Source organism: Shewanella sp. 4_MG-2023 (assembly GCF_030548015.1).
In the GTDB taxonomy this organism is placed as follows: Bacteria; Pseudomonadota; Gammaproteobacteria; order Enterobacterales; family Shewanellaceae; genus Shewanella.
Genome location: NZ_JAUORL010000023.1, coordinates 23028 through 35868, shown reverse-complemented (window position 1 = coordinate 35868; position 12841 = coordinate 23028). Strand labels below are relative to the sequence as shown.

Sequence of the window (12841 nt, the reverse complement as noted above, 5' to 3'; positions counted from 1 at the left end):
AAGTTTGGTTGAAAATCAATCATGATGATTCGATTAATCCAGCTTATGAACAGGAGTTTATATTGCTTTAATCCCATAGTTACATTTTGTATTGAGCACTCTGGAGGCGCCATGGAACGAGACGACAGAAAGTTGTTTGTACTGGATACCAATGTGTTACTACATGAACCTTTAGCGATATATTCGTTTAAAGAACATGACGTAATAATTCCCATGACTGTGTTAGAAGAATTAGACAATATAAAGGATAGAAAGCACGATATTAGCCGTGATGCCCGGGTCGCGATTAGGGCATTGGAAGACATACTTGGCGGTAAGACCTCGCCGGAACAAATTCTAAACGGCGTTGCACTCCCAAGCCGCGAAGGACATTTAGACGTATCAGGTAGTTTATCTATTTTCCCCGACCATCAAATCGACTTTATCATTGGTGCTCTGCCAGGCGATAATAACGATAATCGTATTATTAACACCGCACTTCATCTACAAAATCTGCATCAGCCTCGTCAGGTCGTATTAGTCACCAAAGACATTAATATGCGCCTTAAAGCTAAAGGGGCGGGTATTGAGCGAGTTGAAGACTATCGCACCGATCAGTTAATTGATGATATTCGCTTTTTGGCGAAAGGCTTTTATCAGTTTGACGGTGATTTTTGGGACAAGGTGGATAAAGTCTCTACTGATAGAGAAGCTGGCAAAGTCGTCCATCAGGTGGATATCGATGCCGTAGGTAACGAGCCCTTCTACAGTAATCAATACCTTATCGATGAAACCTCTGATTTTTGCGGCAAGGTTGCCAGCAAAACCGCAACACATCTTAATATCATCGATTATGGCCGCGAAAGGCTTAATCATTTGCAAGCTTGGGGTGTTAAACCTAAGAATATTTATCAGGGGATGGCGTTAAATGCTTTGCTAGATCCAGATATTGACTTAGTGATCCTCACCGGCCCCGCCGGTTGTGGTAAAACCTTAATTGCCATGGCGGCTGCGCTTGAGCTGGTGGTTGAGCAAAACCAGTACGAAAAAGTCATTGTAACCCGTAACACCCCTGAAATTGCCGAGTCCATCGGTTTTTTACCTGGCACCGAAGAGGAAAAAATGGCGCCCTGGCTTGCGGCAATTACTGATACCCTTGAGGTGCTGCATAAAAATGATGTTAACCCCACCGGCAGCATGAACTACATCATGGAGAAGGCGAACGTGCAGTTTAAATCGATTAACTTTATGCGTGGCCGCTCGATTCAAAATTCAGTGGTCATTTTAGATGAATGCCAAAACCTGACCGCATCACAAATCAAAACCATGATCACCCGCATGGGCGAGGGCACCAAACTAGTGTGTTGTGGTAACTTGGCGCAAATAGACTCAACCTATTTGACGGCGGTGACATCAGGTTTAACCTATATTGTGGAGCGTTTTAAAGACTTTGACGGCAGTGCCAATATTTACCTTAATGGTGTGGTGCGATCTCGCTTAGCAGAGTTTGCTGAAGAGAACTTATAAGCACTTCTGCTTTAAAGTACCGTTTATGGCTACCTGTTAGGTGGCCATTTTTTATTTTTAAGCAATCTGTTTCAACGAGCTCTTTTAACGCGCCTTTTATGTAAGCGGCCAGTTTACGGGTTATTGCCAAGAATAATGGTCAGATTTTTGCTATGTTTTTAGTGGAATGGAGTGAAAAATAAATTAGTCATGTTTTGTGAACATTTATTCGTGTGATTGCGAATATGTTCCTGATAATATGCATAAATAGACATTGTTAGCGTACCTCCTTTTTTACCTTATTAAATATCTACGCTGCTAAGAAAAGCCAAAGGGTTTTCAATGAAATCGACCGAGCCAGAATTACAATTAAAATCGCTTATTCAAAGAAAGTATAACCGAGCCGTTTTTTATACTTATATTGGTGTAATTGTTATGGCACTTTTATCGGCATGGGTATTGTTTGAGCGTGAAAAAACCCAGCTAATTAAAGAGCGTGAAGAGCAAGTATTGCGTCATGTCTTGCAAATTGATTTACTGCTGGAGTCGAGTATCCGTGCAGTAAAAAGCTTACGTAACGTCGCCGTAGATAACTTACGTTTAGGCGAGTTAGTCCGTAAAGATCGCTTACCTCAATACGAAAAATTCAATGAAGATGGTCAATTTTTTACCTTAGAGCCAAGTTATGCCACTAGTGGTGAGCCCTTTACCAATATGGGGCGCATTACCGGTATGGGTACCCTTGATGGCCGCAGCGACAGGTTTTATCAAGAATTAGAAATGCTATTTGAGCTGTCGTTGTCTTTCCCTGTTGCGAAAGAGGCCGCCCCTAAAGCTTCTTCGATTTATTACATATCCAAACAAAGGATCATGTCGTCATTTCCGTGGACCAATGACGAGTACCGTTTTCGAGAAGAGCTGCTTAATAAAAAACAATTCCAACTTGCTACTCCTGCCATGAATCCGCAGCGCAGTGTTTTTTGGCGTGAAGCTTATGTAGATTTAGCCGATCAAGGTTTGTTAACCACCCTAGGTCTGCCAGTATATCTTGAAGATGAGTTTATTGGTTCAATCAATTTAGACATGACTTTGGCATCGTTAGCTAAGCAAATGCGGATGTATTTTAAAATGCCGGGTACAGTGATTTTGCTGGATCAATATAACAATATATTGTCCCACAGTGATTTTGAAGCCAGCGATATGAACCGGGTTTATCATATCAGTCAGCGCATTCCGTCAGAGCTGCATTCTTTGCCTGAATCAGAAATGTTCGATGCCCATGATGGCATACTGCGCAACGGCTACTATATTCACTCAGTCGCGCTGCAAAACCCGCCATGGCGCTTGCTATATCTGCAAGATGAAGACCTGTTATTCCAAGACGCTTGGGATAAGTTAAAAGTGAGTTTCTTACTGGTGGTTTTCGCCTTGTCAGTGCTGGTGACCATTGTTCACTGGCAAACTCGCCGCTCATTCGTTAACCCTGCCTCACGTTTATTGACCCATTTGGAAGAGTGTTCTCGCGAGCCTAAATCGCCACCTGAAAAAATCACTGAAGGTTGGGAGCCGTGGTTCTTGCTGGTGAGTCGTATTTTTGAAGAGAACAAACAATATACCGGTCATCTAGCCGAGCAAAATAAACGTCTGGATAACTTAGTCGCAAGGCGCACCCAACGTTTGCGCGATACTACTGAGCGCCGAGAACGTGAGTTTGCACTATTACGCTCATTGATTGACTCAATCCCAGAGGCGATTGTTTACAAAGATAAAGAAGGTAAGTATTTAGGCTGTAATAAATCGGCTGAGTACATGCTGGGCTGCAAAGAAAGTGACATGATCGGGCAATTGTCCCTTGATACCAGTTACGATCAAGGCGTGCGTAGCCGCGAAGAAGATCAAAAAGTATTAACCGAACGCTCACTGATGCGTTATCAAGAAAAAGCCGATATTGGTGGTAAAACGGTACTGCTCGATACCTTAAAACTGCCATTTTATAACCGCCGCGGCGAGTTATTAGGGCTTATTTCAGTATGGCGTGATGTCACCCGTGAATATGAATCGGCTGAGCAATTACGATTATCTGAAGAGCGTTACCATTTAGCCATGGATGCAGTAGAAGATGGCTTGTGGGATTGGTATTTAGATTCAGAGCAGCTGATTTGTAACCCCGCATTTTATTCAATGCTAGGTTATAAGCCGAACGAATTTCCAGCGCTTATTTCAGCAACGGATGCACTTATTCACCCAGACGATCGCATGCGAGTCGAAGAGTATCGAAGTGCATATGCGCTAAAGCCCAAAGGAACCTATGAGATTGAATACCGTATGCGCTCTAAATCTGGAAAGTATCATTGGGTGCTGTCTCGGGGCCGAGCAGTGGAGTTTGCTGCCGATGGTCAGTCTAAGCGAATGCTGGGTACGCATAAAGATATTACCCGCCAAAAGAGTAACGAAGTGGCCTTGCTTGAAGCTAAGCAAGATGCTGAGTTAGCCAACATGTATAAGAGTGAATTCTTGGCCAATATGAGCCATGAAATTCGTACACCGATGAATGCCATTATCGGTATGTTGCAATTGGCGCTGCGAACTCAGTTAACCGCTCAGCAAAAAGATTATTTAAATAAAGCGGGATTCTCTGCTCAGTCATTACTGCGCATTATTAATGATATTTTGGATTTCTCTAAAATTGAAGCGGGTAAATTAGAGCTTGAAAGGGTGTCATTCCCACTGGATAAAGTGCTTGATCATGTCATTGATATGAATGCGCAAAAGGCTCAAGAAAAAGGCGTTGAGTTACTACTATATGCCCCGGTTACCGCTGGGCTAATTCTCAGTGGTGACCCTCTGCGTTTAGGGCAAATTTTAGTTAACTTATTATCTAACGCGGTTAAATTTACTCAAAATGGTGAGATTGAACTGGGCTGTGAAGATGTAGGCGAGCGAGATCACCGTATTACCCTTAAGTTTTGGGTACGCGATACCGGTATTGGTATTAGCCAAGAGCAACAAGCGAACTTGTTTGATGCCTTCTCCCAAGCTGATGGTTCTACCACTCGAAAATATGGTGGTACCGGATTAGGCCTGTCTATTAGTAAGCATTTAGTCTCGCTGATGGGCGGCACCATGGCCGTTGAATCAGAGCTCAATCAAGGGAGTACTTTCAGCTTTACCATTAGTTTTGAAATTGCTGAAGAAAATGTGGTTGAGCCATTGGTGGTGCCAAAGCAGTTAAATAACTTAACTACCTTAGTGGTGGATGATAACCCAAGTGCTTTGCAGATATATTCCACCTTGATGCGCGACTTTAGCTTTGGGGTGAAAACCGCGCAAAGTGGTGCACAGGCACTAGATGTTTTAGCCCACAGCCCAATAGATTTATTATTGCTTGATTGGATGATGCCTGAAATGGGCGGCGGCGATGTGATTAATATCATTGATGAAATGGTTGCTGATGGGCGGATTAAAAAGCGTCCGGTGATTATTTTAATGACCGCTTATAGTGCTGAGCCGTTAGAGGCCGAGTTTGATGTCAGTCGTGTGTTTGCTGTTTTGCAAAAGCCTTTTAAAGCATCAGCCTTGTTTGATGAGATTATTGGCGCCTTTGCCGCTGAGCCTCAATTGAATGTAGCGCCTGTGGTTGAAGAGGATTCCGAAGCTGCCAAACAAACCGGATTAGTCTTGCTGGTTGAAGATAACTTTATTAATCAGCAGGTAGCCACCGAGCTACTTAAAAGCGCCGGTTATGAAGTTGAAGTGGCTGATAATGGTCAAATAGCACTAGATATGATCGATACTCGTCCGTTTGATGCCGTATTGATGGATATTCAAATGCCGGTCATGGATGGCTTGACTGCTGCCAGAGAATTACGTAAGCGTTACACTACAGAGCAAATGCCGATTATTGCCATGACGGCCCACGCCATGTCTGGTGACAGAGAGAAAAGTATTCAAGCGGGCATGAATGCCCATATCACCAAGCCGATAGTATTAAATGAATTGTTTGATACCTTAGAGCATTGGATTGACTATAAAAATCAGCAGCAAAAATAACAACAATAATGGCGTCAGTTAAGTCGCCAATAATAACAATTAACCTGAGCACAACAACAAGGGAGAGTGTTGAATGGATCGTAAAAGTATGGCGCTTGCTTCAGTCATGGCATTAACGCCAGTACTCATGGCAACCCCAATTATGACTTACGCTGCGACCTCAGCGGCGCAGAAAGTGATAAAGCAAAGTGACAAAGCCCAAGGGTTTATCAACTTTTATTTCCAAAATAGCTCTGGGGAATTGTTTTTAGAAGCAAACCGACTCAATGAGCCCTTTTTACTGATCAGCAGTTTACCCCATGGCGTTGGTTCTAATGATATAGGCCTAGACCGAGGCCAACTCGGGCAAACACGCATGGTGCAATTTGAGCGCCACGGTCCTTATATTCTGCTTAAACAGTTAAATACCTTTTATCGGGCATCAAGCGATAACCCAGCGGAACAGCTAGCGGTCAAAGAGGCGTTTGCTGAATCGGTATTATGGCGCGGTAAAGTGGTCGAAGGTAAAACGCCGCTAGTTGCGGTTAATGATCTAATGATTAATGATTTACATGGGGTTTCTCAGCGTTTAGCTGACACTAAGCAAGGCAGTTATACCTTGGATAAATCCCGCTCAGTTATCTTACCCCAAGGAGTTAAGTCATTTGAGCAAAATGCCGATGTCGATGTTTTACTGACTTTCAATAGCGCTAAAGCTGGCGAATTTGTTAAGCAGGTGACTCCAGATGGCAAGTTTGTTTCAGTGCGAATGCGCTACTCTTTTGTGGCCTTGCCAGAAGCGGGTTATCAGCCCCGCGCTTATCAGCCGATGAGTGGTTATTTATCAGATGAGTATTTTGATTACTCTGCGCCTATCGACTCGCCAGTAAGCAAACAATATCTTTTACGTCATCGACTTGAAAAAGTCACCCCAGGTATTGCTCCTAGTGAAGTGGTTAAACCGATTACTTATTATCTTGATCCTGGCGTGCCAGAGCCTATTCGCTCAGCATTACTCGATGGTGGCCGCTGGTGGGAAGAAGCCTTTAATGAAGCAGGCTTTATTAATGGTTTTAAGCTGGAGATATTACCAGAAGATGCCGACCCACAAGATATTCGTTATAACATGATCCAATGGGTGCATCGTGCGACTCGCGGCTGGTCTTATGGCGCGTCAATTAAAGATCCGCGCACCGGTGAGATCATTAAAGGCCATGTCACCCTTGGGAGTTTGCGGGTTAAACAAGACCACCTTATTGCTCGCGGTTTAACCGCAGGTTGGCAAGACCGAGATGCCGCTGCTGAGGCATCAATGGCCTTAGCATTGGCGCGTATACGCCAATTGTCAGCTCACGAGATTGGCCATACCTTGGGGCTAGATCATAACTTTGCCGCCTCAACCAATGACAATGCTTCGGTGATGGATTATCCCCATCCCAACATTACCCTTAAAGGGGATCAAGTTGATATTTCAGCGCCATACGTTGAAGGCATTGGTGAGTGGGACAAGTTTACTATTGCTTACGGCTATGGCGATAAAGCTAATGCTGACGAGCTAGTGAAACAAGCCAGAACAGCAGGATTGCGTTACATTGGTGAAGCAGATTCCCGCTCAGCATCAGCAAGCCATGCCTATGCAAGTTTATGGGATAACGGTAACTCTGCAGCAGCAGAACTAACACGATTAGAGCAAGTGCGCCGCAAGGCAATTGAGCAGTTTAATGCCAATGCCTTACTGCAAGAGCAGCCACTAGGTGAACTTGCCGATGTGTTTGTGCCAATTTACTTACTGACCCGTTTTCAAGTGGATGCCGCAGCGAAGTGGATTGGTGGCAGTGATTATAGCTATCAGCAGCATGGCTCAGCTGAGCGCTGGCATTATTTATCGCCCAAGTTACAAACTGAAGCCTTAAGCTCTTTATTAGCGCTACTATCGGCTGAAAGCTTAGCAGTACCGACTGAAGTCACTGAGTTATTAGTGCCTAAAGCAGGTAATTACCGCAAAACCCGAGAAAGCTTTGATTCTGGCATTGGGGTGTTAACCGACCCCATAGGAATGGCAGAGGTGATGAGCCGCCATGTGGTAAGCCGAATATTAGTTCCAGAAAGATTAAACCGTGTCAATCAAGGCTTTATGGATGATTCAGAGCAGTTATCTGTGGTGAGTCTCATCGATAAGTTATTGGCGAAAACGCTTTTTCAAGATTTACAGCGTGGGCAGTTGTTAGCTGTGCAGATGCGTGTCAATACCGTGGTATTAGATGAGTTACTATCTAGCTACCATAACGACAACACTTCAGCTGAAGTAAAAGCGCAATTGTTAGCGCGCTTAACGTATGCCGAGAAGCAATTAAAGCGCCGTAGCAATCGCGCCAGTAATTATCAAGCTGCCCATTTTGAATGGTTATTGCAAGGTTTAGCCAAAGGGCTTGAGTCAGCGGAGTATCGCTTTATTGCCAAACCTCTAATGATGCCACCGGGTTCGCCAATTTAGTTTTTTGCTATGAACTGCTCGTTATAAGTGCGTGGCTAAAAATGCCCTGTTAAGCCGGTATGCTCGGACTAACAGGGCTTTTTATTGGCAGTAATTTAGCCGATGAGATGACATCTGCAGATAATCACTCTGCTATTTGCTTTGGATTTTTAGGGTAAAAATGATCCGCTTTATGATCAATATGGGAAAACTGACGGGTATTTTTATAAGGCAGTTTCATAAAACCTGAGACCCCATGGCCTTGAATCTTACTGGCATGAAATAAGATTCTATCCAGAGAAGCTCTAAAAGCTGCTTGTTTTCTCGGGTTTAATAAGCGCAAATAACTGTGTATTTTTAGATGGTTAGGTAAGGCTTCAAAAATAATACAGCCGGTATGATGAATTTGGTTTATCCAACCCAGTTCTGTCATGATCTCGGTGGGCAGCTCAAGGTTCTCTTCAGGATCTTTACCATCTTCAAAGTAAGAATGTAGCCGCGAACGACCTTCTGATGCGGGCACATCACCCACTTCAAAACTTAATTGCGCATCGTTGACCATTTTATATGGCTCAGATGGATTGTTTCGCTCTAAATGTAAGGTGTCTTTAGCGTTAAAAAAGCAGGCTTTAAATACCCCGATACGTCGAATGCCGCGGGCTAAGGTCACCATATTATTGACCGCTTGGATTAACACTTCCTTAGTGTCGGGGTCATAAATAGCAAGGTTAGAGTCGATATAGACGCCGCTTTTACGCCAATGAATGGCAAGGCCTCCCACAATCGGGTATTGGGCTAATTTACCCACTGCGGCAATAAAGCCTTTTTCAGTGTCACCCATGCCCGCAAGAAAATTACGGTAATATTTTTCTAATTGAATATCATCCATCTTCGTAATGGGGTCTTGGGTGTTATGTTCCTTTAAAAATGATTTTCTGGAACTGTAACTCACGGTTTCGACTTGTTTTTGCTTTGGTAAAACCCACAGTGGTATATCTTCAATTAACGGCTGAGCCCCAAGGTGTGGCAAGTGCATACGGTGATTGTGGCGCATGCTCTTTAAAAAATAATCACCGGCTAAATTACGTCTGCTGGGGTCATCGCTAAGCATGCCATCTAAAGTGCGGGCCAGCTCAATGGGTAAACCTAAACTACTGGCGGTGATCACTTTACTGCCAAAGCGGCTAATTTGCCCTGATGCCAGTGCGTATAAGGTGGCTGCCACCCCTTGCTCATCAAACCTTGGACTGGATAACGCCCCATTAAGCTGATCTTCACCGATAAAGTACACATCGCCCATTCTGGCGTTGGTGTGTTGTTGATCGCTCGACATCAAGGACATCACATTGTCTTCAACCGAGTTATTATGCTCATCACGTTGGGCAAACACCGCCGAGCCCCAATCAATGAGTGATAAATGGTCGTTTTCAATGTCATACACTAAATTTGATGGCTTAATATCGCCATGGACTAAGCATTTACCTGTGCGCAGGTAGTACAATAAATTGGCCAATTGCCGTGCAATGCTGATGATCATGGCTATGGGTAACGTCCCCATTCGGTGACAGATTTTATCGAGATCTTCACCTTGGGCTCGCTCCATGACCATAATGCCTTGCTTGCCGACCCGCTCAAATTTGATGGCGTTAGGGACATTAGGGTGCACTAATTGACTGAGCATGAAGGCTTCTTCTTCAAGTCTATCTTGCACGCTTCGTGGCAGGGTAATGCGGGAAAACTTAAACACATGGGATTGGCTAATATCATTGATACCCGCAAACACAAAGCCATAGGCACCTTTGCCGATAAACTCGATATCATGATAACCAAGCTTGCTTAGTTGCTGTTTACATAAACGGATCCAGGCTCGATGCTTACGGGCATCTTCAGCCTTGAGCAGGTAAACTGATTGCTCTTCATTGATATAAAAATGCTGTAACTGCGGTGTTTGCAAAATTAACTTCCTATGTACCAAGGTGCCTGTTGAGTGTATTGGTATTGGCTTATCTCATAAACTCATATTTACACATTGCTGGCAAGCTATTGGATTGATTGAGCCGATTTTTTTTCTGTTTTAGCCTTTATAAAGCAAATTAACCTCACCTAGATCTCAAACCGACCTATCGTAAAAATTAGCTGTTGTAAACTTTGACGTGAGTCAAATTGTTTTGTGCGTTAGGTAGGTAGTATTTAAGTAAGTAAAAATATTCGGTTTAATCAAGGAGTGCTTATGCCTACCATTAACAAAGCGGATTTAATTTCACTATTTCCTTTTCCACGGCAACGTATTTTACAGTCGATGGAAGTTACTCACTGTCCACATGCGGTGTTTTATAATGCCAGTGATGAGCAATGTACTACTTGTCATCAGGGCGAAGAGTGCATTTGGATGAATCATAATGATGAACTGGTGGCCCTTGAGAAAAAATCAGTGGAAGATCTGAAACAACAGTTGTTGATTGCGGTGGACTTTATTGACTCGAATTTGAGCCCACATCATTTATCACGTCGTAATTGTCAATGTGATAACTGCAAGTGGCTTAAAAAAGTTCAGCATGTGCTTCAAGGTAAAGCTGAACAAGAGTAGCAGACATTGCCATTACTGTTGCTTTATAGCTTAGGTTTAGTCAATCAAAGTTGTCGTTTGTCGGGTTCAAACTGTGGTTTACGGGTTTAAGCTTTTTAGTGTTGCATCTCACTTTTAGAGTGATTAGAGTTAGACGCATTATTTACTGACTTGAGTTTATCTACATGGAAGCGAGTTTTTGGCATGAGAAGTGGCAGTTACAACAAATCGGTTTTCATCAGCCGCAAGTGAATCCATTTTTAGTAAAGTATTGGTCTACACTTGCCGTCGATAACAGCGCAGAGGTGTTTGTACCTTTATGTGGCAAGTCATTAGACATGTGTTACCTTGCAGAGCAAGGCCATGATGTTGTTGGCTGTGAGCTAAGCCAAACCGCTGTTGAGGACTTTTTTAGAGACAATAATTTGCCTGTGAGCATGACTTCGCAAGCTGAGCATCAATTTTTTTGTGCTGATCAAGTAACCCTTATTCAAGGTGATATTTTTACCCTACCATTAACGGCGACAAAGTCGATTCAGGCTTTTTACGATCGCGCCGCCTTAATTGCTTGGCCAGAGCAAATGCGCCAGCAATATGCACAACAGCTTGCCAAGTTAATTCCGGCTAAAGTTAAAGGGTTATTGATTACCTTAGACTACCCGCAAGCCGAGCTTAATGGTCCGCCATTTGCGGTGAGCCCGCAGTGGATTGAACAATACCTGGCGCCATATTTCGAGATTGAATTACTCGAGTGTGCTGATGTATTAGCGGAAAACCCACGCTTTATTAATAAGAATGTTTCTTGGCTAAATGAAGCGGCTTATTTGTTAACCCGCAAATCATCATAAACTTTTCTCTATTGTTTTAGTGAGCTGCAGACAATAAAAAAGCGACCATCAGGTCGCTTTTCAGTTGTAGACTAACTCGTTGTTAGAAGTCGTAACGCATACCTACACTGAAGACATTATCGTCTTTTAGATCAGTCTTAGTATTAACCACTGTGTAATCACCTTCATACATAGCGTAATGAGCAAACACTAAGGTTGATTTAGCAACGCGATAATCAGCACCAATAGTGATATTTTGCACATTGACATCATCAGGCATTACACCGGCAGTATCTTTTGTTAGGTTCTTGTAATAATTGCCAAAACCTGCTTCATCAGCGCCGTATTCTACTTTCAAGTTTACGCCATTTAAGTTGTAAGCTAGGTTAATAAAGTAAGTATTGCCGTCTTGATCTGAATTAGTCACACTTTCTGAGTTTTGGAATAAACCACCAATTTTAAAATCGCCGGCTTTAAATTGTGCTACTGCGCGGTATGCATCAATACCACCAATGGCTTTGTTATAAGCACCAGCAACATAGTAATTGTGTTTTTTAAGGCCTTTGTCACCAAAGGTCACGCTTAAGGCATATTGAGAGTCATCAGAGGCTTGATTATCTTCCATTAAATAAGTGGCATTAATGGTAAACATGTCAGCAATCAGCGGTGAATAGTACCAAAAACCATCGGCACTACGGGTTTGGCCGCCAACTAAACGATCCATATCGGCATTGGTGTTACCAAAAATATCCACACCACCTTCAGCAGCTTTAAATACGGTATCGTTACGGCCGACTAGCACTGAGCCGCCTTCAGTTTTAATTCCTAAGTAGGTGTTACGCGCTTTGAAAACATCACCTTTGCCAGACGTGTTCTCTACCTGAAATTCCATTTGGTATAGCACTTCAACGCCATCAGTAATTTTTTCACTGCCCTTCACACCCAATAGCGAGAAGTTATTTTCAATGTAAGTGCCACTTTCACCTAGGGTTACACCGTTAGTGCCGCCTTGCAGGGTTGCGCCGGTTTCGGAGTTGGTGATAGATAAATCTAAGCGACCGTAAAAATCAGGACCGTCGGCTAGCGCAGCGAACGAAGTGAGGGTTAAAACCGATACAACTGATGCAGATAATAATGTCTTTTTCATCTTTCATACTCCCTTTAGAACATGATGTTCTATCCCCATTTATATGGGATTGTTTTAGTGGTATTTTTCGCAGAACACTCTGCGTAACAAACTTGTTGCAATATTTACAGGTTTATCGTTAAAAAGTTGTGGCCTAGATCAAGTTTTTTGTTTTGAGGTGAAATTGGTGTGTAAAAGATGTGATAAATGCTGTGTATTTGGGTTTTGGTTAACACTTTTATAGCGTTATACCTATTTAGAGAGGTTCACATCTAATTAAAAATGCGCTAGCCCAGTAATTTATGAGATCTACATCAGGTTTAGGGATTGCTTAA

The 12841-nt window shown here is 43.1% G+C and carries 7 protein-coding genes; 5 read left to right on the top strand and 2 right to left on the bottom strand.

The genetic code is table 11. The features are described from left to right. The first annotated feature begins 111 nt into the window (after nucleotides 1-111). The 3 genes from Q4546_RS13315 (at nucleotide 112) to Q4546_RS13305 (ending at nucleotide 8008) form a co-directional block, all read left to right on the top strand. Nucleotides 112-1506 (top strand): PhoH family protein, encoded by a 1395-nt coding sequence (locus tag Q4546_RS13315; protein ID WP_102436666.1) that lies wholly within the window; start codon nucleotides 112-114, stop codon nucleotides 1504-1506. Between the two features lie 321 nt (nucleotides 1507-1827). Continuing rightward, nucleotides 1828-5535, top strand: coding sequence for a response regulator (locus Q4546_RS13310; protein WP_102531221.1), 3708 nt, complete (start codon nucleotides 1828-1830; stop codon nucleotides 5533-5535). A 73-nt stretch (nucleotides 5536-5608) separates the two neighbouring features. Continuing rightward, entirely contained in the window at nucleotides 5609-8008 is a 2400-nt protein-coding gene (locus tag Q4546_RS13305; RefSeq protein WP_102475357.1) for a zinc-dependent metalloprotease, read from the top strand. A gap of 124 nt (nucleotides 8009-8132) precedes the next feature. Here Q4546_RS13305 and Q4546_RS13300 read toward each other — a convergent pair whose 3' ends face one another. Next, the gene (locus Q4546_RS13300) at nucleotides 8133-9941 is read right to left on the bottom strand and encodes a protein kinase (protein ID WP_303446403.1); all 1809 of its coding nucleotides are present in this window, start codon (nucleotides 9939-9941) and stop codon (nucleotides 8133-8135) included. A gap of 276 nt (nucleotides 9942-10217) precedes the next feature. On the opposite strand from Q4546_RS13300, the gene Q4546_RS13295 reads away from it, so the two are divergent. Both Q4546_RS13295 and Q4546_RS13290 read left to right on the top strand, forming a co-directional pair. Beyond that, entirely contained in the window at nucleotides 10218-10574 is a 357-nt protein-coding gene (locus Q4546_RS13295; protein WP_076540594.1) for a hypothetical protein, read from the top strand. A gap of 164 nt (nucleotides 10575-10738) precedes the next feature. Beyond that, nucleotides 10739-11401: a thiopurine S-methyltransferase gene (locus Q4546_RS13290; RefSeq protein WP_303446402.1), complete on the top strand. Its 663-nt coding sequence runs from the start codon at nucleotides 10739-10741 to the stop codon at nucleotides 11399-11401. A gap of 82 nt (nucleotides 11402-11483) precedes the next feature. On the opposite strand, the gene Q4546_RS13285 is transcribed toward Q4546_RS13290, so the two are convergent. Then, entirely contained in the window at nucleotides 11484-12527 is a 1044-nt protein-coding gene (locus Q4546_RS13285; RefSeq protein ID WP_102475355.1) for a porin, read from the bottom strand. Nucleotides 12528-12841 lie beyond the last annotated feature (314 nt).

Bases quoted from the DNA above. Each gene is read 5' to 3' on its own strand.
- Q4546_RS13315 (WP_102436666.1), top strand. From the start codon at position 112: ATGGAACGAGACGACAGAAAGTTGTTTGTACTGGATACCAATGTGTTA.
- Q4546_RS13310 (WP_102531221.1), top strand. From the start codon at position 1,828: ATGAAATCGACCGAGCCAGAATTACAATTAAAATCGCTTATTCAAAGA.
- Q4546_RS13305 (WP_102475357.1), top strand. From the start codon at position 5,609: ATGGATCGTAAAAGTATGGCGCTTGCTTCAGTCATGGCATTAACGCCA.
- Q4546_RS13295 (WP_076540594.1), top strand. From the start codon at position 10,218: ATGCCTACCATTAACAAAGCGGATTTAATTTCACTATTTCCTTTTCCA.
- Q4546_RS13290 (WP_303446402.1), top strand. From the start codon at position 10,739: ATGGAAGCGAGTTTTTGGCATGAGAAGTGGCAGTTACAACAAATCGGT.
- Q4546_RS13285 (WP_102475355.1), bottom strand. From the start codon at position 12,527: ATGAAAAAGACATTATTATCTGCATCAGTTGTATCGGTTTTAACCCTC.